Annotated in this window: 22 protein-coding genes; 15 read left to right on the forward strand and 7 right to left on the reverse strand. The window is 67.7% G+C overall.

Annotated elements, in window-relative coordinates; genetic code table 11:
• Positions 1–42: 42 nt before the first annotated feature.
• Positions 43–657, reverse strand: a complete 615-nt coding sequence (locus BCR15_RS13850) for a CueP family metal-binding protein (RefSeq protein WP_068752805.1) — start codon at positions 655–657, stop codon at positions 43–45.
• A 196-nt stretch (positions 658–853) separates the two neighbouring features.
• Between BCR15_RS13850 and BCR15_RS13855 the strand changes: the two genes are divergently transcribed.
• The 5 genes from BCR15_RS13855 to BCR15_RS13875 all read left to right on the forward strand — a co-directional run bounded on the left by BCR15_RS13855 (position 854) and on the right by BCR15_RS13875 (position 5,664).
• Positions 854–1,267 carry an ArsR/SmtB family transcription factor gene (locus BCR15_RS13855; RefSeq protein WP_068752806.1) on the forward strand — a complete coding sequence of 138 codons (414 nt, stop codon included), beginning with the start codon at positions 854–856 and terminating at the stop codon, positions 1,265–1,267.
• Complete coding sequence (locus BCR15_RS13860) at positions 1,264–3,261, forward strand: heavy metal translocating P-type ATPase (protein WP_068752807.1); 1,998 nt, start codon at positions 1,264–1,266, stop codon at positions 3,259–3,261. The genes BCR15_RS13855 and BCR15_RS13860 overlap by 4 nt, the downstream gene beginning before the upstream one ends.
• Positions 3,258–4,178: a cation diffusion facilitator family transporter gene (locus BCR15_RS13865; RefSeq protein ID WP_068752808.1), complete on the forward strand. Its 921-nt coding sequence runs from the start codon at positions 3,258–3,260 to the stop codon at positions 4,176–4,178. Before BCR15_RS13860 ends, BCR15_RS13865 begins: the two co-directional genes overlap by 4 nt.
• A 143-nt stretch (positions 4,179–4,321) precedes the next feature.
• The gene (locus BCR15_RS13870; protein ID WP_068752809.1) at positions 4,322–4,915 is read left to right on the forward strand and encodes a TlpA family protein disulfide reductase; all 594 of its coding nucleotides are present in this window, start codon (positions 4,322–4,324) and stop codon (positions 4,913–4,915) included.
• Positions 4,916–4,944: 29 nt separating this feature from the next.
• On the forward strand, positions 4,945–5,664 hold the full coding sequence (locus BCR15_RS13875) for a cytochrome c biogenesis CcdA family protein (RefSeq protein ID WP_439653993.1): 720 nt from the start codon (positions 4,945–4,947) through the stop codon (positions 5,662–5,664).
• Between the two features lie 639 nt (positions 5,665–6,303).
• Here BCR15_RS13875 and BCR15_RS13880 read toward each other — a convergent pair.
• The 3 genes from BCR15_RS13880 to BCR15_RS13890 are packed head-to-tail and all read right to left on the reverse strand — an operon-like array spanning position 6,304 to position 8,188.
• Positions 6,304–6,924: a peroxiredoxin family protein gene (locus BCR15_RS13880; protein ID WP_068752811.1), complete on the reverse strand. Its 621-nt coding sequence runs from the start codon at positions 6,922–6,924 to the stop codon at positions 6,304–6,306.
• Complete coding sequence (locus BCR15_RS13885; protein ID WP_083196634.1) at positions 6,921–7,886, reverse strand: cytochrome c biogenesis CcdA family protein; 966 nt, start codon at positions 7,884–7,886, stop codon at positions 6,921–6,923. Before BCR15_RS13885 ends, BCR15_RS13880 begins: the two co-directional genes overlap by 4 nt.
• Positions 7,886–8,188 carry a glutaredoxin gene (locus tag BCR15_RS13890; protein WP_218058971.1) on the reverse strand — a complete coding sequence of 101 codons (303 nt, stop codon included), beginning with the start codon at positions 8,186–8,188 and terminating at the stop codon, positions 7,886–7,888. The genes BCR15_RS13885 and BCR15_RS13890 overlap by 1 nt, the downstream gene beginning before the upstream one ends.
• A 123-nt stretch (positions 8,189–8,311) precedes the next feature.
• Here BCR15_RS13890 and BCR15_RS13895 point away from each other — a divergent pair, with 123 nt between their 5' ends.
• The 3 genes from BCR15_RS13895 (at position 8,312) to BCR15_RS13905 (ending at position 10,897) form a co-directional block, all read left to right on the forward strand.
• Positions 8,312–9,019 (forward strand): response regulator transcription factor, encoded by a 708-nt coding sequence (locus BCR15_RS13895; protein WP_068752812.1) that lies wholly within the window; start codon positions 8,312–8,314, stop codon positions 9,017–9,019.
• Entirely contained in the window at positions 9,016–10,155 is a 1,140-nt protein-coding gene (locus BCR15_RS13900; protein ID WP_083196635.1) for a sensor histidine kinase, read from the forward strand. The genes BCR15_RS13895 and BCR15_RS13900 overlap by 4 nt, the downstream gene beginning before the upstream one ends.
• 88 nt (positions 10,156–10,243) lie before the next feature.
• The gene (locus BCR15_RS13905; protein WP_068752813.1) at positions 10,244–10,897 is read left to right on the forward strand and encodes a DUF305 domain-containing protein; all 654 of its coding nucleotides are present in this window, start codon (positions 10,244–10,246) and stop codon (positions 10,895–10,897) included.
• Positions 10,898–10,997: 100 nt separating this feature from the next.
• Here BCR15_RS13905 and BCR15_RS13910 read toward each other — a convergent pair whose 3' ends face one another.
• The 3 genes from BCR15_RS13910 to BCR15_RS13920 all read right to left on the reverse strand — a co-directional run bounded on the left by BCR15_RS13910 (position 10,998) and on the right by BCR15_RS13920 (position 12,567).
• On the reverse strand, positions 10,998–11,177 hold the full coding sequence (locus tag BCR15_RS13910) for a hypothetical protein (protein WP_068752814.1): 180 nt from the start codon (positions 11,175–11,177) through the stop codon (positions 10,998–11,000).
• A gap of 146 nt (positions 11,178–11,323) precedes the next feature.
• Positions 11,324–11,758, reverse strand: a complete 435-nt coding sequence (locus tag BCR15_RS13915) for a hypothetical protein (RefSeq protein ID WP_068752815.1) — start codon at positions 11,756–11,758, stop codon at positions 11,324–11,326.
• 8 nt (positions 11,759–11,766) lie between these two features.
• Complete coding sequence (locus BCR15_RS13920; RefSeq protein WP_068752816.1) at positions 11,767–12,567, reverse strand: prolipoprotein diacylglyceryl transferase; 801 nt, start codon at positions 12,565–12,567, stop codon at positions 11,767–11,769.
• A gap of 626 nt (positions 12,568–13,193) precedes the next feature.
• Here BCR15_RS13920 and BCR15_RS15415 point away from each other — a divergent pair.
• The 7 genes from BCR15_RS15415 (at position 13,194) to BCR15_RS13950 (ending at position 20,568) form a co-directional block, all read left to right on the forward strand.
• Positions 13,194–13,700 carry a cation transporter gene (locus tag BCR15_RS15415; protein ID WP_256094675.1) on the forward strand — a complete coding sequence of 169 codons (507 nt, stop codon included), beginning with the start codon at positions 13,194–13,196 and terminating at the stop codon, positions 13,698–13,700.
• Positions 13,658–15,589, forward strand: coding sequence for a copper-translocating P-type ATPase (locus tag BCR15_RS13925; protein ID WP_256094676.1), 1,932 nt, complete (start codon positions 13,658–13,660; stop codon positions 15,587–15,589). Before BCR15_RS15415 ends, BCR15_RS13925 begins: the two co-directional genes overlap by 43 nt.
• 77 nt (positions 15,590–15,666) lie before the next feature.
• Positions 15,667–16,566 carry a DMT family transporter gene (locus tag BCR15_RS13930; protein ID WP_218058973.1) on the forward strand — a complete coding sequence of 300 codons (900 nt, stop codon included), beginning with the start codon at positions 15,667–15,669 and terminating at the stop codon, positions 16,564–16,566.
• Positions 16,567–16,711: 145 nt separating this feature from the next.
• Positions 16,712–17,023: a heavy-metal-associated domain-containing protein gene (locus BCR15_RS13935; RefSeq protein WP_068752817.1), complete on the forward strand. Its 312-nt coding sequence runs from the start codon at positions 16,712–16,714 to the stop codon at positions 17,021–17,023.
• Positions 17,024–17,118: 95 nt separating this feature from the next.
• Positions 17,119–19,908 (forward strand): heavy metal translocating P-type ATPase, encoded by a 2,790-nt coding sequence (locus BCR15_RS13940; protein WP_068752818.1) that lies wholly within the window; start codon positions 17,119–17,121, stop codon positions 19,906–19,908.
• 29 nt (positions 19,909–19,937) lie between these two features.
• Positions 19,938–20,219 (forward strand): metal-sensitive transcriptional regulator, encoded by a 282-nt coding sequence (locus BCR15_RS13945; RefSeq protein WP_068752819.1) that lies wholly within the window; start codon positions 19,938–19,940, stop codon positions 20,217–20,219.
• 94 nt (positions 20,220–20,313) lie between these two features.
• Complete coding sequence (locus BCR15_RS13950; protein WP_068752820.1) at positions 20,314–20,568, forward strand: hypothetical protein; 255 nt, start codon at positions 20,314–20,316, stop codon at positions 20,566–20,568.
• Positions 20,569–20,616: the final 48 nt, after the last annotated feature.

Raw genomic sequence — 20,616 nt, forward strand, 5'->3', positions numbered from 1 at the left:
GGGATGGCCCCAGGCGCGTCCACGGCGGGCTCACCCCCAGGACTATAGAAGCTGCAACGTAGTCAGGCAGGTGGGGCCCTCAGCGTCGGAGGAGAAGCGGCTCTCGGCGCGCTTCCCGTCCTTGATGACGACGACCGTGCCCGCCACGTCCTTGGGGATCCAGAAACCGACGAACCCGTTGGCGTAGGTGGTCGCGTCCTCGTCGACGAGCACCTCACCTGAATCGGTGGTGATCGTCACCTTCACGTCCGCCTCAGCCAATTCCCCTCGGCAGGTGCCGAGGTTGTGGAAGTAGCACTCATGAGTGGTGGTCTCGTACGGCGCGATCGACAGGTAGAACTCATCACCGTCGAGGGGCATCGAGGCCTCGATGGTGCCGTCGCTGAGCAGTACCTCGTCGTAGCGCACCGACGCGGCCAGCGGCAGCGGGCGCTGAGCGTCGAGCTGATCCAGCGCCTCCACGACCTCGGCGCCGCTCTTCCCCACCAACCCGTGCGCCGCAAGCAACGCCCCCGCGTCCCCCGCCGCGACGCTCGGCGCCGCCGTCGACACGGAATCTCGCGGGGTCTCGGCAACCTCCGGGGTTGAGCAAGCCGACAGCGCCAAGACGGCGGCGAGCGGCACAGCGATACGAATGGTCAGATGATGGCGGCGCATGGGTCTCCAGGAGCTATGTGTCTTCAAGGAAGTCGTGGTGTCCGCGATGTACCGCGGCACCGTTTCGGACATGTCGTCCAACCAGAATGCCGCAATCGCTGAGTGCGCTAGTCACACGCTTAGTCAAGATTAGATCAAGAAGATCCCGAGGTGGCGGGGCGAAAGTGACACGATCCTCGTCTGTTAGCATCGTCACATGACGATAACAAAGACGATCAAGGATGTGTCTGAAGTCGGGGATCTGTCGGTGGCGGCTGCCTTCTTCCACGGCTTGTCCGATCCTTCGCGGCTGGCGATTCTTCAACACCTGACGTTGGGCGAGCATCGGGTGCGGGATCTGACTGCACATCTCGGGTTGGCGCAGTCGACGGTGAGCGCCCACCTGGCGTGTCTGCGAGAGTGCGGCCTCGTGTCGTCGCGGCCGGAGGGACGCGCGTCGGTGTTCTCGCTGGTGGCGGCCCAGGAACTGCTGGCCATGTTGTCGGCCGCGGAGCGCCTGCTTGAGTCGAGCGGGCAGGCTGTGGCGCTGTGTCCGAACTATGGGGTCGGCACCACCACGAACCCCTCCCCCGATCTGTTGAAGGCCCACGGGGCGGAGGCCCAGCGATGAACAGGCCAGCGATCAGCGGACGCGAACACGGGAACACCGCAAACAGCGAGAGCGCCTGCGGGTGCGAGGCACCCGCAGGCGCCAGCAGTGATGATGACGACGCGGTGGAGCATCTGTGGCAGGTCCGCGACATCCAGTTCGGGCTGGTCTCCGGCGTTTTGCTGCTGGCCGGCTTCGTCTCCGGACTGCTGGGCTGGGAGGTTGCCGAGCTCGTGCTGAGCGTCGCGGCGCTTCTGGTGGGGGCGTCGACGTTCGTGCCCGGAGCGTTGAAGAGGCTGGCCCGCGGCAAGGTCGGGGTCGGGCTCCTGATGACCATCGGCGCAGTCGGCGCAACTGCTCTGGGGCAGATCGAGGAGGCGGCGATGCTGGCCTTCCTGTTCTCCCTGGCCGAAGGTTTGGAGGACTACTCGCTGGCCAAGACCAGACGCGGGTTGCGGGCGCTGCTGGGTCTGGTTCCGCGTGAGGCGACGATCAGGCGCAACGGTCGGGATGTGGTGCTGAGCCCCGACGATCTGGTGGTCGGGGATCTGATGATCGTCAAGCCGGGCGAGCGGGTGGCCACCGACGGTGACATCCGGTCCGGCAGGACGGCGGTGGACACCTCCGCCATCACCGGCGAATCGATGCCCGTCGAGGTGGGCCCAGGGGACCCCGTGTTCGCCGGTTCCGTCAACGGCTCCGGCGTCCTCGAGGTCGAGGTCACGGCCGCGGCCAGGGACAACTCTCTTGCCCGGATCGTGCACATCGTCGAGGCCGAACAGTCACGCAAGGGCGCCACGCAGCGGCTGGCCGACCGGATCGCCACACCACTGGTCCCGGGCATCCTGATCGCCGCCGCCCTCACCGTCATCGCGGGATTCCTCCTCGGGGAACCGGCGATGTGGCTGCAGCGCGCCCTGGTGATGGTGGTAGCCGCCTCCCCGTGTGCGCTAGCCATCTCGGTTCCCGTGACCGCGGTGGCGTCCATCGGCGCGGCCAGCCGACGAGGGATCCTGATCAAGGGTGGCGCCGCATTGGAGACGCTCGGCAAGGTCCGCACCATCGCCCTGGACAAGACCGGCACCCTGACCCGCAACCAGCCGGCCGTCGCCGACGTCGCACCCGCCGACGGCTACTCCGCCGCCGAAGTACTCGGCCTGGCCGCCGCCCTGGAGGCGCGAAGCGAACACCCGCTCGCCCGCGCAATCCTGGCAGCCGTCGACGACGTGCGCGCAGCCGACGAGGTGACCGCCGAGGTCGGTTCCGGGCTCACCGGCCGCCTGGGCGGGCGCGGCCTCAGGCTGGGGCGCCCGGGCTGGATCGACCCCGGCCCGCTGACGGCGCACGTGACCCGCATGCAGGACGCCGGCGCCACCGCAGTCGTGGTGGAGCTGGACGGCGCCCCCGTCGGGGCGATCGCCGTCCGCGACGAGCTGCGCCCCGAAGCCCCCGAAGTCATCGCGCAACTCCGCGCGGACGGCTACACCATCGTCATGCTCACCGGCGACAACGAAGCAACCGCCCGAGCCATCGCCCGGGAAGCCGGGATCAGCGAGGTGTACGCCGACCTGCGCCCCGAAGACAAGTCCGCAATCATCCAACGGCTCCGCAGAACCGGGCTCACGGCCATGGTTGGCGACGGCGTCAACGACGCCCCCGCGCTCGCCACCGCCGACCTCGGCATCGCGATGGGGGCGATGGGCAGTGACGTGGCCATCGAAACCGCCGCTGTGGCACTGATGGGCGACGACCTACGGCTACTCCCCCACGCCCTAGACCACGCCCGACGCACCCGTCGCATCATGCTCCAGAACGTGATCCTCTCGATCGCACTCATCACGATCCTCATCCCACTTGGGCTCTTCGGAGTGCTCGGGTTGGCGGCCGTTGTCCTGGTCCACGAGGTCGCGGAGGTGTTCGTGATCGGCAACGGCATCCGGGCAGGGCGCACCACCGCCCTGCCCCCGATCACGACACCTGCCCTTCAGACAGAACAGGAAATGGTGCCAGCATGAGCGACACCCACGACCACACCCACGCGAAGCCGGGGACCAACCGGACCAGGCTGGCGATCGCGTTCGGGATCACCGCCACCATCCTGATCGCCGAGGTCATCGGCGCATGGTGGACCAACAGCCTCGCCCTCCTCGTCGACGCCGGGCACATGCTCACCGACGCCTCCGGCCTCCTGATGGCACTGATCGCCGCCACCCTGACCCTGCGGCCACCCACACCAGAGCGGACCTGGGGATACCGACGAGCAGAGGTGCTTGCTGCCGGCGCCCAGTCCGCGATCCTCCTCGCCGTCGGGATCTACGCATTCATCGAGGGCGTCCGTCGGCTCTTCGACCCGGCAGAGGTCACCGCTGGCGGGCTGCTCGTGTTCGGGATCGTCGGACTCGTCGGCAACATCGTCGCCATGCTCGTCCTGGGCGCGGGCCGCGCCGCGAACCTCAACATGCGTGCCGCGTTCCTCGAAGTGGTCAACGACGCCCTCGGATCCGTGGCGGTCATTATCAGCGCGATCGTCATCTCGCTCACCGGATGGACCCGGATCGACGCCATCGCCGGGATGCTGATCGCCGCCCTGATCGTCCCCCGCGCGATCACGATCCTCAAGGAAGCCGGGGGGATCCTGCTCGAATCCACCCCCAGAGGCCTGAAGCTCGACGACGTCCGCCGGCACATCCTTCAGGTCCCGCACGTGATCGGGGTGCACGACCTGCACGCCTCCACCATCGCCACCGGGCTACCGGTCCTCACCGCCCATGTCGTCGTCGACGAATCCTGCTTCACGCAGGGGCACGTCTCCCAGGAACTGCGGGACCTCCAGACCTGCGTCGCCGAACACTTCGACGTCAGCGTCGAACACTCCACCTTCCAGATCGAAGCCCCCTCCCATAGCGCACTGGAACGCCACTCACACCACTGAAACAACGCTCATGGGAATCCGGTTGGCCCCGACGAAGGCTGGCAGTCGACGCCGTGAACACGGCGGAAGGACGTAGGATCGGGCATCGCACACCTCCCCGAGGGCGCCCATCCACCGCCGAGAAATCTCAAGGAAGGTCAGACATGAGACAGTCAGGGCGCCACCCCTCAGCCCGGTGGGTGAGTCACCTCGCCTTGGTCCTCACCGTGATGATCCTGACCGGTTGCTCAAGTGGATCGGGCCAGGCGGGAGTGTTTGACTCAGCAGGTTTTCAAGGAGGTGACGGTTCAGTGACCATTATCCCTGCTGAGCAGCGGCGATCGGCCCCAGAGCTGGCCGGGGAAACCTTGGACGGTGCACCGCTGACCACTGCAGACTTCCCGGGCCAACTCCTGGTGCTCAACGTTTGGGGATCATGGTGCGCCCCCTGCCGGTCTGAAGCACCCGCCCTCGTCGAAGCGGCCGCCCAACTGCCGGGGGTGCAGTTCATCGGCATAAACACCCGCGACCTCAACCCGGCCCCGGCGCAGGCGTTCGTTCGGGCCTTCGACATCCCCTACCCCAACATCTACGACCCCGACGGTGCGCTCCTGCTCGAGTTCGGGCAGCTTCCACCTAAGGCTATCCCCAGTACTTTGGTCATCGATTCTGAAGGGCGGGTCGCTGCACGGATACTCGGTGAGACCACCGCCTCGACGTTGGTCGGCATCATCGAAGACGTCACGGCGGCGGAATGATCCCTCTCGAGTCCTGGGTAAGCCAAGCGATGTCATCGTCACTGCTCCTGGGGATCCCTGTCGCCATGCTCGCCGGTGTCATCTCTTTCGCCTCGCCCTGCGTCTTGCCCCTGCTCCCAGGCTACCTGTCGTTTGCCTCTGGTCTTGGGGCCCACGAGATCACTCAAGGAACCGGCAACCGACGACTCCTGCTCCTGGGAACCCTGGGATTCGTGCTCGGGTTCGCCGTCGTTTTCGTCCTCACAGGGGCCCTCCTGGGTGGCCTCGGAGCCGTCCTACTCACCTACGAGCGCATCATCACGATCGCTGCCGGAATCCTGATCATCCTGATGGGGCTGGGCTTCCTCGGCTGGATCCCCCTGCCCGCGCAGCGACGCCCGCAAACCGCCCGCGCCGGAGCCCTCGCCTCCCCCCTACTCGGGATAGCCTTCGGCCTCGGCTGGACCCCTTGCATCGGCCCCACCCTGTCTGTGGTTCTCACCCTCGCCCTCAACGAGGGCTCGGCCGCCCGTGGCGGGCTGCTGGCCTTCTGCTACGCAATCGGCCTTGGCCTGCCCTTCCTCGCCTTCGCGGCTTCGTTCACCACATTCGCTCCCCATTTCGAGTGGCTCAAGCGCCACCAACGCGCCCTGCAGCGTGCCGGTGGTGGGCTGCTCATTGTGGTTGGGATATCCATGGTCACCGGCCTGTGGGCCATCCTCGTTGCCTACCTGCGACAGTGGGCCTCAACATTCGGGACCATCCTGTGAACATGGGGCACCCGAAGGAAACCCTCATCACGTTGGCCAGCACCTCCGATCCCATGCTTCGGGCGCCGGCTCACCTCCGGAGCCACGGGCTGGTGATACCCCAACCCACATGGCCAGGACGGTGCTCACCGTGGTCAGGGGGTGACCGTGGCGATGCGAAGACGGCGCCCCAGCCACCAGGCCACCACACCGAAGACCGCGAATCCAGCGATGTTCCAGCTTGCTGCCTCGGCCCAGGGATCGATTTTACCCCGCGTAGCTCCGCCAGGAGGAGGTGAACATCGCGTCTGCACGGACCTCATCGAAGCGCTGGAAAAGGAATCGCCCAAATGAAAGAGTTCCTCAAGTGCTACCAGTGCGCTGACGCGTCCGACGACCGCTGGGCCCTGCTACTAGGAACTCGCAGCCCTGACGGCAGGAAGGGGACCGACTTGCCCGTCAACCCAGCTAGACACCTACAGGCACTTGCGCCGCCACACAGGGCTGGGACTGCCAGGCTGATGCCGGCCAGGCATAGAGCCCTGATCGGGACACCAACGGCTGCCTCTCGATCAGCCAGCGGGCGAACTCACGTAGAGGTGCTCGCGAAAACTGGAGCGCACCACGCCCGCAGGGCTGATCCGGTGGACCCCCAAGGCATCACTGGAGGCGCGTGGTGACCTCGTCGAGGAGTTCCTTCGGGTCGAGCCACATGGAGGGGTAGTTGCCATTCCAGCGTTGGACGCCGTCGCCGTCGATGAGGACGAAGCCGTGGCCGGGCATCCCGGGGTGCATGCCCTTGTCGAGGACGTCGTACGCCTTCGACACGGTCCCGTCGTCGAGGAGATAGGGGGTGGTGACGCCGAACTGCTGCATGTCGGGCAGGATCTGCTCGGCGCTGTTCATGACGATGGGCAGCACCTCGATGCCCGCCTCGGCGAATCCGGGGTTCTTCTCGATCTCGGCCATCTGCATGGTGCAGGAGGCGCAGCCGGCGCCTTCGTTGAAATAGATCAGCACCGGGTTGGGTCGCAGGTCGCTGAGAGTGACGCTGGTGCCGGCTGTGGTGGTGAGGGTGAAGTCGGGTGCGAGGCGCTGGGTGTCGCCCTGCTCGGGGATGGCGGACCACAGCCCGTAACCGACGACGGCCACGACGATCACAGTGACCAGTGCGCCGATGATCCGGGTCCATGTGCGGCGCGTCTTGTCGCGCTGAGTCTCGGCCTCCTGGCGGGCTTTGAGTTGCTCGCGCCGTGAGGTTGCGGGGTTCGTGGGGGTCATCGTGGCTCCTGGGAGAGTGTCGTCGGAGTGCTGGCTCCTTCGGGCGCGGGGGTCGGTGCGAGTTGGGTGTCGCAGCAGTCATGGACGGCGGCGGTGGGCTTGGCGTGTCGGCGGTCGCGAAGGGTGGCGATGACGAACACGGCCACCAGTGCGAGCAGTGCCAGTCCGAGGACGGCCTCGGGGATAGGGGCGGTGATCGCGATCAGCCAGGCGAAGACCTCGGAGAGCCAGGCGCCCATGCCCACGAGAGGGGCGTCGGCGCCGGTCATCTCGGTGGCGCCGGCTTGGCCGATCACGAGGATGCCCATGATCACGAACCCGACGGCGACCAGCAGGTTGACGGTGTTGGTGGCCAGCGTGAAGCGGCCCAGGTTGATCCGGATGGGCTTGGCGCGGAGGCTGCGCATCCTTTCGGGCCGTTTGTCCCACAGCAGTGCCATCACGAACAGCGGGATCACCATCCCGAACACGTAGGCCAGACCGAGCACCAGGCCGCCCACGGGCGAGCCGGACAGCGCCGACAGGGTCATCACGCCCGCCAGGACCGGCGCGCAGCAACTGGAGGCGATGCCGGAAAACACGCCGAGGCTGAAGAAGGTGGCAGTGTCACCGCGTGCGGTGTCAGGCGCCCGGAGGAACGACGGCATCGACCACATCGCCCCCGACAACGCCAACAGGCCGAGTCCGATCATCAACAGGCCGCCGGCCCAGTAGAGAACCACGTGGTACTTGGCAATGGCGCCGGCGATCAGGCTGACGCCCATCGTGATGGGGACCAGAACGAGCGCGAGGCCGGCGGCGAACACGAAGGTCAGCGGGATCAGTCTCCAGCGGCGGTTCTTCGCGGCCGCGGCCAGGTAGCTGGGGGCGAGGAACACGATGCAGCACGGGGCGAACAGCGCCACCCCGCCGGCGAGGAATGCCGCCAGGATCCCGCCGGCGCTGAGCAGGTCGGCGCCCATCAGCGGGCACCGAGGCGGTCGACGAGCCGAGCGAGTTTGCCGCGCGGAATGCGGCCGGCGTGGAAATAGCTGCCCTCCACCAGCGTCAGCGGGAAGCTCCCAGGCCGGTGCTCGGCGATCAGTGCCTGACCTCGCGGGGACTCCGCCTCCACCGTCGTGAGCCGCAGCAGTCCTGCGCGGTCCAGGGAGTGGAGGCGCTGGTGGGCGTCGTCGCAGAAGTGGCAGGCCGGGGTGGTGACCAGGGTGACGTCCACCACATCGGTGGGGGCGGCCGCCAAGGCAGGTGCCGGGATCTTGTTCACCCTTCCATCCTCAACCCTGTAGATCAGGGAACGGTTCAGGCGGGGTCAAGGTTCGGCCAAGAACACTCCCCCAGCACCGTGAGGGGGGTGGGGTGGCGGGCGGGGAGTGTCAATAATGGCTGTATGGCTGAGCCCCGCAGGTCGAGTGTGTTGGTGATCGACGACGAGCGCCCGCTGGCAGGGATCGTCGCCTCCTACCTCAACAAGGCAGGCTTCGACACCGCCCTGGCCTACACCGGCCCGGACGGCGTCTCCTCGGCGCAAGACCTGGACCCCGACGTCATCATCCTTGACCTGGGCCTACCCGGCATCGACGGCATCGAGGTGTGCCGCCAGATCCGGCTGTTCTCCGACTGCTACATCCTGATGCTGACCGCCCGGGCCGACGAGGTCGACAAACTGATCGGCTTGTCGGTGGGCGCCGACGACTACCTGACCAAACCGTTCAGCCCCCGCGAGCTCATCGCCCGCGTCAACACCGTGCTGAGACGCCCGCGCCGCCAGACCCACGTCGCACAACTGACCGCGCCGCGCGAGTTCGGGCGGCTGCAGGTGGACGCGGAGGGCCGCGACGTGTGGGTCGACGACCAGCAGGTGGGGCTCACCCGCACCGAGTTCGACATCCTCGACGCACTCTCAGCCCGACCCAACGTGGCGCTGAGCAGGCGGCAGATCATCGACGCGGTGTGGGGCCCGGGCTGGGCCGGCGACGACCACGTCGTCGACGTCCATGTGGCAAATCTCCGCAAGAAGCTCGACGACCCGCCCGCGGAACCGCGCTACATCCTCACCGTCCGCGGAGTCGGATACCGGATGGGACCAGGGCGATGACCAGGCTGCGCGGTCTCGTGGGCCGGATGCGGTGGGGCACCCGCACCTTCCTCACCCAGGCCCTGGTGGTGGCAGTCGGCGTGATCACCGCCGCCCTGGTCGCTGTGGTGGTCGGGCCCCCACTGTTCCACGAACACCTGCAACAACTCGGTCACGCGAACGGAACTGCCGAGATGGGGCATGTGGAGCAGGCGTTCCTCGACGCTGGCGTCAGATCGTTGGGCATCGGACTGGTGGTGGCGCTCACGCTGGCTATCGGCCTGGCCTGGATCGAGACCAGGCGGCTGCGCCGCCCACTGGAACAACTGACCGCAGCCGCCGCCCAGCTCGAGGCAGGCGACTACACCGCCCGCGTCCCCCAGAGTGGAACAAGTCCCGAGTTCACGGCCGTCGCCGACGCGTTCAACGACATGGCCAGCCGCCTGGATTCCACCGAGACCAGCCGACGGCGGCTGCTCTCCGACGTGGCGCACGAGCTTCGCACCCCTCTCGCAACCCTGACCGCTGAGCTGGAGGCCGTCATCGACGACGTGGTCCCCTGGGACCACGACAGCCAACAGCTGCTCACCCTCCAGGCCGCCCGGCTCAAGAAGATCGCTTCCGACCTGGACGACGTGTCCCGCGCCGAGGAACGCCGATTCACCCTCGACACCCAAACCCAGGCGGTGTGGGACCTCATCGAGCCCGCCGTCGCCTCCGTCGCCACCCGATACCAGGCCAAGGGAGTCACGTTGTCTGCGGACTCCGACCCGGGCTTCGTCGCAGCGGATCCGCAGCGGGTGGGACAGATCCTGGGCAACCTCCTCGACAACGCGCTGCGGCACACCCCCATCGGGGGGATCGTGCGCCTCAGCGCGCGCGAGTCCAGGGATGAGGTGGTGATCATGGTCACCGACACCGGCGATGGCCTCACCCCGGAGCAGCTCTCGAAGGTGTTCGACCGGTTCTACCGCGCTGACACGGCACGGGCCCGCGATGCGGGCGGTTCCGGGATCGGGCTGACCATCGCCCGCAGCCTCGCCCTGGCTCACGGCGGCTCACTGACAGCCGCCAGCCCCGGCCCCGGACACGGCTCGATCTTCACCCTGCACCTGCCCACCGCGCCAGCACCTGAGCGGGTCTTGATCGATTCTTGACCTTACACGGGTTGGCTCTTGAGCTGATCGTTCATAGCCTCGACGTTAGGACCGGCGGCCCCCGTCGGCCAGGAATGGAGCATCTTTCATGACACGCACTAAGCGGATCACTGCCACTTTGGCGGGGCTGGTCCTGACGGCCACCCTGGCGGCCTGCGCGGACCAGGGCGCCACTCCCCCGACGGCGACCACCTCCCCGACAGGCAGCACCTCCGCCACGGCCACTGAGTCCGAGTCGGCGTCGGCGAGCGCCTCATCTGAGGTGGCCGCCGAGCACAACGACCAGGACACCACGTTCGCGCAGATGATGATCATCCATCACGAGGGCGCCATCGAAATGTCCCAGCTGGCGATCGAACGCGCCGAAACACCCGAGGTCGTGGCCCTCGCGGAGCGCATCGCCGAGGCACAAGGCCCTGAGATCGAGGAGATGACCGCCTGGCTCAGCGCCTGGGGTGAAGACGTCTCCCCCGGTGGGCATGGCGGTATGGACATGGGCGGGATGGACATGAACGGCATGAGCCAGGAGGAGATGATGACCCAACTCGACGGCATGTCCGGCGCCGACTTTGATCAGGCGTTCCTCGAGGCCATGATCGCCCACCACGAGGGTGCGATCGGGATGGCCGAGCAGCAGCTGGCCGAGGGCCAGAACCCCGACGCGGTGGCGCTGGCGGAGAAGATCATCGCCGACCAGCAGACTGAGATCACCGAGATGCAGGAGATGCTCACCAGCCTCTGACCAACCCAGGCGTGCAAGCGATGAGGCGCCCGTCCAGCCGTTGTGGCTGGGCGGGCGCTTCGTCGGTTGTCCTGGTTGGCGAACGCCGTACCTGGCGGGGTTAGGCGGCTGGGTTGCTGGCGAGATGCTCGGCGTCGAAGAGGTCCTGGCAACGTCGGCAGCAGAAGTAGAACCGCTGGCCTTCGACGTCGCGGAACAGTCCCGCCGCCTCCGCGGTGGACTTCAGCGTGCTGGTCCCGCGGACCGTGCAGGTGACCAGCTCGTCGCCTGGGCCCGCCACAACGTCATGTTGACAGTGATGGCCCCCACCCTGACCGCCGCCGGCGTGACCGCCGCAGCAGCCTCCCTCCTGCTGGTTCCCGTGCTGGTGTCCATGCTCGTGATTGCACATGTGCTTGGTTTCCTTTCATTTCATTGTGGTGTTGATCATCGGGTGGGCGAGGCGCTGTGGTGCCCCTCGTGGTCTTCGGCGCCGGTCGTGCTGGCGGAAGCGGCCGGTGTGGGGGTGTCTTGTTCGCTGGAGGTGGCGGGGTTGAACAGTGGCCCGATCACGAAGGCGGACAGGGCGAACAGGCCGGTGAACACCGCTATGCCAATCGCAGGGGCCTTCCAGGTGCTGAACCGGCGATGCAGCCGTCGCAGCAGGGGGATGCTCAACGCCAACCCGACCACGTAGAGCAGCGTGTTGCCGAGGAATCCCGTCAGGAGCGCGGCCCCGGCCAGGAACCCGATGTGGTGCATCACGTGCGGCGCCAGGCCCATCAACGCACCGAGGGTGGCCCGTGTGCCGGCCCAGAGCGCACCCCAGAAGCCGCGACGCCCCCCTGTCACGCCTGGGGTGGTATCGGTGATCGTGTCCATCGCGCCGCTCACCGTCCGACCGGATGGGGGCTGGGGACAGCCGACGAGGGGTCGGCGGCGGAGACGTTTGAGACTGGAGCAGCAGGATGGAACGTGTCTCGGAGGATCAGGGCGGCGCCGAGGATGATGCTGGCGATGCCGATCAGCTGCGCCTCTGTGAGATCGAGCACGACGTGTGGGTTGATGCGGACCATCTCGGCGAGGAGGCGGGCCGCTCCGCTGAGCATCAGATAGGACCCGAACACGGCCACCGGCCGCAGTCTGCGGCCCAGCGCCCACAAGATGCCGGCGATCAGGAATGCACCGGCCGCTTCATATAGCTGGACCGGGTGCACCGGAACGTCGACCGGCACCACTCCGTTGGGGAACGCCATCCCCCAGGGCAGATCGGTGGGCGTGCCGTAGGTGCCGTCCCCGGCCAGGAAGCAGCCGATCCGGCCGATGCCGTAGGCCACCGACAGCGGCGCCGCCATCGCGCCCGCCACCCGTCCAAGGGGGAGGTCGTGGCGTCGGGTCATCACGATCACCGCGATCGACCCGGCGATCAGGCCCCCGTACCAGACGAACCCGGACCCGCCGAACAGGTGCCAACTGAAGTTGTCCCAGTTCGCGATCAGGTAGTACACCTTCGCGCCGACGAACCCCCACACCGTCGCCCACAAAGCGATCGAGTGCGCCAGCTCCTTGTCGTAACCGATCCGCGTGAACGCGCGCCCCAACAGGAACGCGCCGACCAGCAGCGCCAGCGCCTTACTCAGCCCATAGGACTGGATCCCCACACCAAATATCGAGAACACCTCAGGCCACACAGCCCACTCCCATCATCGAAACTGTTCCAGGCGCGCGACGTGACCGCGGGGCCTCACTGCCCAGTCTCAACCGGTCACCTCAAGCAACGAGCAGGACCCGGACAAGGTTTGGTCAAGATCCCAGTCCACGTGCCCGGACCCACACCGTAAGGCCGGATCTTGACCGAAGCCTGACCACCTGACCGTGACTTTCGGATTGCACCGTGCCTACCCTGATGACATACCCCTTTGGGGTGTCGTGGCGGCGCCACGGGTCCACCGCGGCTCGGGTCGTCGAGGAAAGGGCTCTTCGGCGTAGGTCGAAGTCCCGTGGCGGGTGCGTGCCAAAGTCGAGATTCAAAGGCGGTGATCGACATGGGTTCAAGCGGCAGTTCTTCAGATGGCGCCCGAGCGGATGTGGTGCTCGCGGGACACCGCGATCACCAGAAACCTGCCGTCCACTGCGTCGACCTGTAGCCGGAGCCGCGCGGTGGAGTCGCTGTCGCCCCCGGCCGGTACCGTGACCAGCGAGATTCCTTCCCGCCCCGGTCAGGGCGACGGCCTGAGACCCGACGGACGGGCAGGCATCCGCCGAGCCCATCGGCGCACGACCTGTCGGCCGAGCGGCCGGAAAGGAAGACCCGATCATGAAGAGTCAAACCAGGGTCCTAGAGGCCGGTGGCCTGCACTGGGCCACCTCGGAATCAGTGATCGAGAAGACGTTACTAGGGGTACCCGGCGTGCTGGCCGTCGAGGCCAGCGCCGTCTCCCAGACCGCGACGGTCACCTACGACCCGAACCAGACCTCGGTCGCCCAACTGGTCGGCTGGGTCAATGACTGCGGCTACCACTGCACCGGGCAGTCGGTACCTAGCCACACCATGGCGGAACCGGTCTCGACCGACCCCCACATCGGCCACGAACGGCACACCGGCCACGGGGGTGGGGATGAGGCTGGCGGATCCGCGCAGGCGGTGATGGGCCACGGCGGGCATGGTGGGTCGATGGTGGACATGGTGCGAGACATGCGCAACCGTCTCCTGGTCGCCGCGGTCCTGTCGGTGGTCATCTTGTTCTGGTCGCCGATCGGGCGGGAGGTCTGGGGTTCACCGTGCCGGCACCCTTCGGGCTACGCGACGACGTCTTCTCTCTGATCTTGTCCCTGCCGGTGGTGTTCTACTCGGCGTGGATCTTCTTCGACGGGGCCTTCCGGGCGCTCCGCGCGAGGACGCTGGACATGATGGTCCTGGTGGCGGTCGCGGTCGGGGCAGGCTGGTTGTACAGCGTGGTGGTCACGTTCACCGGCGGGGGTGAGGTCTTCTACGAAGCCGCCACGGTCCTGACCACCTTCGTCCTGCTCGGGCACTGGCTGGAGATGCGGGCCCGTGGCGGCGCGACCGACGCTGTGCGCACGCTGCTCGAACTCGCGCCCTCCCAGGCAGTCGTGCTCCGGGACGGTCAGCCCGTGGAGGTCCCGACCTCCGAAGTCGTCACCGGTGACCTGCTACTGGTACGGCCGGGGGCGAAGATCCCAGTCGATGCGGTGGTGGAGGAGGGGGAGTCCGAAGTCGACGAGTCGATGGTGACGGGAGAGTCCATGCCGGTGGAGAAGGCGCCCGGCGCGGACGTGATCGGTGCCTCGATCAACACCACCGGCACCTTGCGGGTCCGCGCCGCAAGAGTCGGCGCGGACACCGCGTTGGCGCAGATCGTCAAGATGGTCCAGGAGGCTCAGAACTCCAAGGCCCCGGGCCAGCGCCTGGCCGACCGGGCCGCGTTCTGGCTGGTGTTCGTCGCCCTCATCGGCGGCACTGTTACCTTCGCGGTGTGGATGCTCGCCGGCGTCGGCGTGGCACAGGCGATGCTCTTCGCCATCACCGTCGTGGTCATCACATGCCCCGACGCCCTCGGTCTGGCGACCCCAACTGCGATCATGGTCGGTACCGGGATGGGCGCCAAGCGGGGAGTGTTGTTCAAGAACGCCACCGCCCTCGAGGGGATGGCGAGGATCGACACGGTGGTGATGGACAAGACGGGCACCCTGACCAAGGGGGAGCCTGAGGTCACCGACGTTGTCGCGGCGGGGATGGGCGAGGATGAGATGCTGGCCTTGGTCGCTGCCGTCGAACGTGAGTCTGAACACCCGTTGGCCCGCGCCATCGACCGCCGAGCCGCCGAGCGCGGCGTGCCCGTGCTCTCCGTGAGCGAGTTCCTCAACGTCCCAGGCCACGGTGCAACTGCCACGGTCGACGGCCGACGTGTCCTGGTGGGGAACCTCCGCCTGATGGCCCGGGAGAACGTCGAGCTCGGCGACCTGGCCGTGAGCCGTGACGAGTTGGCCGCATCGGGGCGCACCGCGGTGCTCGTCGCGGTGGATGGGCGCGCGGTTGGTGTCATCGCATTGGCCGACGCCGCGCGGGACACTGCTGCTGCCGCTGTCGCCGCCCTGCACGAGTCCGGGATCGAGGTCGTCATGCTGTCCGGCGACAACGAGGCCACCGCCCTGCGTATCGCTGACCAGCTCGGCATCGACACCGTCATCGCCGAGGTTCTGCCTGGGGACAAGGCGAACAAGATCGCCGAGTTGCAGCAGGCCGGAAAGAGGGTCGCGATGGTGGGTGATGGCGTCAACGATGCGCCTGCGTTGGCCCAGGCCGACATCGGTATCGCGATCGGTGCCGGGACGGACGTGGCGATCGAGACTGCGGATATCGTCCTGATGCGCTCCGATCCTTTGGACGTCTCCGTCGCACTGCGCATCGGCAAGGGAACCGTAGGGAAGGAGCGTCAGAACCTGGCCTGGGCCATCGGTTACAACGTCATCGCGCTGCCGATCGCCGCCGGGGTGTTTTACCCCGCTTTCGGTCTGATGCTGCGCCCAGAGATCGCCGCCCTGTCGATGTCGGGCTCCACGGTCATCGTCACCGTCAATGCCCTGCTGCTCAAACAGCTCAGGCTGCCCGCGCAGCAGGCCCCGGCCGCGCCGCAAGGCCAGGCCCGGGAGCCGGAGCCCACCGCTCCGGTGCCGTCCGGCATCCGCTGACCAGGGGGGTGGGCGTGGACGTCCCCGTTACCCTCACCGGTGCGGCCACCGAACCGATGAGGCCGAGGCCGTTGCGGATGCTGTGGATCACAGCGGCCTGGGGGGCGTGCTTCGTCGCGATCGAGTGGGGGCTCCGCGACGCCCCCCTGCTGTGGTTCGCCGCATTGCGGGCCCTGATCGCCGGGGCGGCCCTGTTGGCCCTCGGCGCCGACTTGCACCGCCCTGTCCCCCGTGGTTGGCGTGCCTGGGGACTCATCACGGTCCTAGGCTTGGTCAACGTCACGGTGGCTTTCGCCGCGATGTTCGGCGGGGTCGCCGGCGGCGCGACCGGGACCGCCGCGGTGCTGGCCAACGCCCAGCCCCTGCTGATCCTCTTACCCGCCTGGTGGCTCTACGGCGAGAGGCTCTCCCCCCGGACTTCGGCCGCGCTGGTCGTCGGCTTCGCCGGGCTTGTCGTCGTTGCGCTGCCCGGTGGCGGGGGCGGCGGCGCGGCATTGTCGCTCCTGTCAGCCGCCGCCGTGACCGCCGGCACCCTGCTCTCCCGGCGGCTGACCGGGCTGGATCTGGTCACGGCCACCGCGTGGCACCTGCTGATGGGCGCGGCTGGACTGATGGTGTTCGCCGCGGCCGTGGAGGGCTCGCCGGTGATCGCGTGGACTCCCCGTTTCGTCCTCTCGCTGGCGTTCCTGGCCCTCGTTGGTACCGCAGCGACGACCGTGGCGTGGTTCGCCGAGGCGCGCCGCAGCCAGGCTCGACACGTTGACGGCGTGGACGTTCCTGACTCCGGTCCTTGGTATCGGGTTGGCCTCCGTCGCATTGGGCGAGCGGCCGGGCGGATGGACCGCCGTCGGGCTCCTCGGCGTGTTGGCGGCCATGTGGATCACCCTTCGACCACCGCGCCGGGCCCCCACGCACCCGACGGCTGTCGGCCCCGCCGGCTGGTGAGCCACACCGCCGGTCACATGAACAACGAGTAGGACCCGGACAGGGTGCGGTGAAGATCCGCCCACCTGGCCCGGTCTTGTCGGGATCTTGACCCCACCCAGACCGGTTCCCGACACCGCGGGGGGCACCATCGAACATGAACACGCGAAACCGACCAGGAAGAGAGGGTGATTCGACGTGACGACGATGACACAGGCCACCTACGGGGTGCGTGGGCTCAGCTGTTGGCGCTGCATGATCAGCGCCGTGGAGGCGGTCCGGGCCTTGCCCGGGGTGCATACCGTCGGGATGGATTTGGAGCCGCACGGGGAGTCGCTGTTGACGCTGGCCCCGGCCGGCGCCGTGACCAGCGCCCAGGTCCAAGCCACCCTCGACCGCTCCGGGTTCGAACTGACCCGACGCCGGCGCCGGCCCCGACCCAGCCGGCTCCGACATGCCCTCACCACAGCCCCTGTGGACGACGGCCGGGAAATCTTGACCGAAGCCTGACCTCCTCTGGGTCGTTTCCGGACCTGCGCGGGTCTACGCTGGATACATACCCCCCCAGGGTACTGGGTGGGAGTCGAGTGGAAGTGGAGATTGTGATGCTCTGGCTGGTCATAGGTGGGGCGGTGGTCCTGACCGGGTTGCTGTTGTGGTTCTTCTTCGGCCCGAAACGGGCAGGGAAGGTCCGCATCGAAGATGGTGTTCAGGTGGTGGAGGTGACTGTCGACGGGGGCTACAACCCGGGGGTGATCGACGGGGTGCGTCCGGGGATGCCGGTGCGGATCATGTTCGACCGCCGAGAGGGTGGCGAGTGCACCTCGCGGGTGGTGATGCCGGACTTCAAGGTCAACGCGAGCCTTCCCGCGTACCGGACCACGGCCGTCGAGTTCACCCCGACTGAGGCCGGCGAGTTCCGCTTCGCATGCGGCATGAACATGGTCTCCGGTCTGATCCGCGTCACCGGCGACCCCCACACCGCACCCACCCCCACCACAGCATCGGATCATCAGCACGCGCAGGTGGCCGCCTCCCCGGCAGTGGCCGGTCTTGCGACCGACGGCGCCGATGATGAGGCGGAGCGGGCTGCGGAGATCCGGGACCTGACCCGGCGGGTGATCATCGGCGCTATCCTCACCGCCCCGGTGCTGATCGCGGTGATGGCCGTCGAGCTGTTCGGCGCCACCTGGGTGCCTGAGATCTTGATGAGTCCCTGGTTGCAGCTGGCGCTGATTGCGCCGGTGATGCTGTGGTCGGGCTGGCCGATCCACCGCGTGGGGTGGCGTGCCCTGTCGCACCGCACCGCAGACATGAACTCGCTGATCACGCTCGGCACCGTCGCGGCGTTCGGTTACAGCCTGGTGGTGACCTTCGCCCCCGGACTACTGCCTGAGGAGCTGCGGCAGGTGTACTTCGAAGCCGTCGGGGTGATCATCACGTTGATCCTGCTCGGCCGGCTCCTGGAAACCAAAGCCAAGGCCGGCACCGGTGAAGCGATCCGTAAGCTGATCGGTCTGCAGCCCCGCACCGCCCGCGTCCTACGCGAAGATGTGGAGCTGGAGATCCCGGTCGAGGACGTCGTGGTCGGGGATGTGATCGTGATCCGCCCCGGGGAGAAGATGCCCGTTGACGGTGAGGTGATTCACGGATCCTCCGCGGTCGACGAGTCGATGGTGACCGGGGAGTCGATCCCTGCGGCCAAGACGGTCGGCGACACGATCATCGGCGCAACCATCAACGCCACCGGGGCACTGCGCTATGTCGCCACCAAGGTCGGCTCCGATACCTTGCTCGCCCAGATCATCAAACTGGTCCGTGAGGCCCAGGGCTCGAAGGCCCCCATCCAACGGCTGGTGGACAAGGTCTCGAGCTACTTCGTCCCGGTCGTGATCATCATCGCGGTGTGGACGCTGGCGATCTGGCTGCTGGTGGGTCCCCCGCCTGTGTTCGTGTTTGCGCTCGTCGCCGCCGTCTCGGTCCTGATCATCGCCTGCCCCTGCGCCTTGGGGCTCGCGACCCCGATGTCGATCACCGTGGGCACCGGCAAGGGAGCCGAACACGGCATCCTGATCCGCTCCGCTGAAGCGCTGGAAACCGCGCACAAGCTTGATGCGATCATCCTCGACAAGACCGGCACCATCACCAAGGGTGTACCGACCCTCACCGACGTCGCCACCGTGGCAGCGTTCGATGAGAACCAGCTCCTCGGCTGGGTCGCCGCTATCGAGAACAGCTCCGAGCACCCCCTGGCGGCGGCGATCGTCACCGGCGCCACCGACCGCGGTCTCACCCTGGGCGAGGTCACTGACTTCGACTCGGTCACCGGGCAAGGCGTCCGCGGCCACGTCGACGGCCACGACGTCCTGATCGGCAACCGGCGACTTCTCGACGAAAATGGCATCAGTACCGACACGCTGCGGCCGCTGCATGACGCGCTCGCAGCAGGGGGCAAGACGCCGATGCTGGTGGCCGTCGACGGGCTCCCCGCGGGAATCGTGGCGGTCGCCGACACCATCAAGGACGGCTCCCCCGCCGCGGTCGCGGCCCTCCAGGCACGCGGCATCGAGGTCATCATGATGACTGGCGACAACCGGGCAACCGCCGCCGCGATCGCCTCCCAGGTCGGGATCCGTCGCGTGGTCGCCGAAGTGATGCCCGCCCACAAGGCCGCCGAGGTCCGACGGCTCCAGGACGAAGGCAAAATCGTCGGAATGGTCGGCGACGGCATCAACGACGCCCCCGCCCTCGCGCAGGCAGACGTCGGCTCCGCGATCGGCACCGGCACCGACGTGGCCATCGAATCCTCCGACATCACCCTGATCTCCGGCGCCCTGTCAGGGGTGGTCACCGCCGTTGACCTGTCCCGGGCCACCATGCGCAACATCAAACAGAACCTGGTGTTCGCGTTCCTGTACAACACCCTCGGCATCCCCATCGCCGCCGGTCTGCTCTACCCCGTCTTCGGGATCCTGCTCAGCCCCATGGTCGCCGCCGCAGCCATGGCGCTGTCCTCACTGTCGGTGGTCACCAACGCCAACCGGCTCCGCCGCTGGGCACCACACCCCATCGACCAGACCCCCACCCTCGGCACCCCCGTCACTCCCGTCGTCGAGATCGGCGGCGAGACCCCCACCACCCAGCACCACACCACAGGAAAGGACACCCCCATGTTCGGCAAGAAGACCCCCGCCGCCACCCACATCGATCCCGTCTGCGGCATGAAGGTCAAGCCCGCCAGCGCGGCCGCCACCCGCACCATCGCGGGGACCACGATCTACTTCTGCTCCACCCACTGCGCCGAAGCCTTCGACGCGGACCCCGCCCGCTACGGACACCCCCAGATCGACGGCGAGCACCACCACGAGCCCACCCCCGCCCCGCACCACCACTAGGCGCCGAACCAGACCAGGTCCAGGACGACATGACCAGCAACCCACAGCGTCCGGAACTCATCGGCCAACTCGCCGTGATCGAAGGCCACATCCGCGGCATCGCCCGCATGGTCTATCAGGACGCCAACTGCATCGAGATCCTCACGCAGACCTCAGCAGTCACCGGCTCGCTGCGCTCAGTCGCCCTGGACCTGGTCGACAACCACCTCCAGCACTGCCTCACCCAGGCCATCGACTCCCCCGACCCCGCCTACCGCGACGCCAAGGTCGCCGAAGCCTCCACAGCCATCGCCCGCCTCGTCCGCAGCTGAACCGTTCTTGATCAGAGGTTGACCAGCCGCGGACCGGATCTGAATCCGCCCCCGGCACAGTAGAAGTAGCACCCGCACGAGAGGAACCCGGCCCATGAGCCTCCACAGCCAACACCACCCCACCGACACAGGCCCCGACGCCCCACCCGCGGCCACCGGACCCGCCCAGCAGCACCAAGGCCACGGTGGCCACATGTGGCACATGCTCCTGATGTGCCTACCGTTGATCGGGTTCGGCCTGTGGTCCCTGTTCAGCGGAGGCGGCGCAGGCGCCCTCATCGGAGGCCTCCTCTGCGCAGGCATGATGCTCTTCATGCACGGCCGCCCAGGCGCCGGGCACCGCCACTGAACTTGGCCGCGGCGGAGGCTCCGACCCCACCACACAAACCAAGCGAAC

Origin of the sequence: Tessaracoccus lapidicaptus, from assembly GCF_001693815.1 — a bacterium.
GTDB classification, from domain to species: domain Bacteria; phylum Actinomycetota; class Actinomycetes; order Propionibacteriales; family Propionibacteriaceae; genus Arachnia; species Arachnia lapidicapta.

Bases quoted from the DNA above. Each gene is read 5' to 3' on its own strand.
- BCR15_RS13860 (WP_068752807.1), top strand. From the start codon at position 1,264: ATGAACAGGCCAGCGATCAGCGGACGCGAACACGGGAACACCGCAAAC.
- BCR15_RS13950 (WP_068752820.1), top strand. From the start codon at position 20,314: ATGAGCCTCCACAGCCAACACCACCCCACCGACACAGGCCCCGACGCC.
- BCR15_RS13875 (WP_439653993.1), top strand. From the start codon at position 4,945: ATGTCATCGTCACTGCTCCTGGGGATCCCTGTCGCCATGCTCGCCGGT.
- BCR15_RS13870 (WP_068752809.1), top strand. From the start codon at position 4,322: ATGAGACAGTCAGGGCGCCACCCCTCAGCCCGGTGGGTGAGTCACCTC.
- BCR15_RS13880 (WP_068752811.1), bottom strand. From the start codon at position 6,924: ATGACCCCCACGAACCCCGCAACCTCACGGCGCGAGCAACTCAAAGCC.
- BCR15_RS13900 (WP_083196635.1), top strand. From the start codon at position 9,016: ATGACCAGGCTGCGCGGTCTCGTGGGCCGGATGCGGTGGGGCACCCGC.
- BCR15_RS13940 (WP_068752818.1), top strand. From the start codon at position 17,119: ATGCTCTGGCTGGTCATAGGTGGGGCGGTGGTCCTGACCGGGTTGCTG.
- BCR15_RS13855 (WP_068752806.1), top strand. From the start codon at position 854: ATGACGATAACAAAGACGATCAAGGATGTGTCTGAAGTCGGGGATCTG.
- BCR15_RS15415 (WP_256094675.1), top strand. From the start codon at position 13,194: ATGAAGAGTCAAACCAGGGTCCTAGAGGCCGGTGGCCTGCACTGGGCC.
- BCR15_RS13915 (WP_068752815.1), bottom strand. From the start codon at position 11,758: ATGGACACGATCACCGATACCACCCCAGGCGTGACAGGGGGGCGTCGC.
- BCR15_RS13930 (WP_218058973.1), top strand. From the start codon at position 15,667: ATGCTGTGGATCACAGCGGCCTGGGGGGCGTGCTTCGTCGCGATCGAG.
- BCR15_RS13895 (WP_068752812.1), top strand. From the start codon at position 8,312: ATGGCTGAGCCCCGCAGGTCGAGTGTGTTGGTGATCGACGACGAGCGC.
- BCR15_RS13885 (WP_083196634.1), bottom strand. From the start codon at position 7,886: ATGGGCGCCGACCTGCTCAGCGCCGGCGGGATCCTGGCGGCATTCCTC.
- BCR15_RS13945 (WP_068752819.1), top strand. From the start codon at position 19,938: ATGACCAGCAACCCACAGCGTCCGGAACTCATCGGCCAACTCGCCGTG.
- BCR15_RS13850 (WP_068752805.1), bottom strand. From the start codon at position 657: ATGCGCCGCCATCATCTGACCATTCGTATCGCTGTGCCGCTCGCCGCC.
- BCR15_RS13905 (WP_068752813.1), top strand. From the start codon at position 10,244: ATGACACGCACTAAGCGGATCACTGCCACTTTGGCGGGGCTGGTCCTG.
- BCR15_RS13865 (WP_068752808.1), top strand. From the start codon at position 3,258: ATGAGCGACACCCACGACCACACCCACGCGAAGCCGGGGACCAACCGG.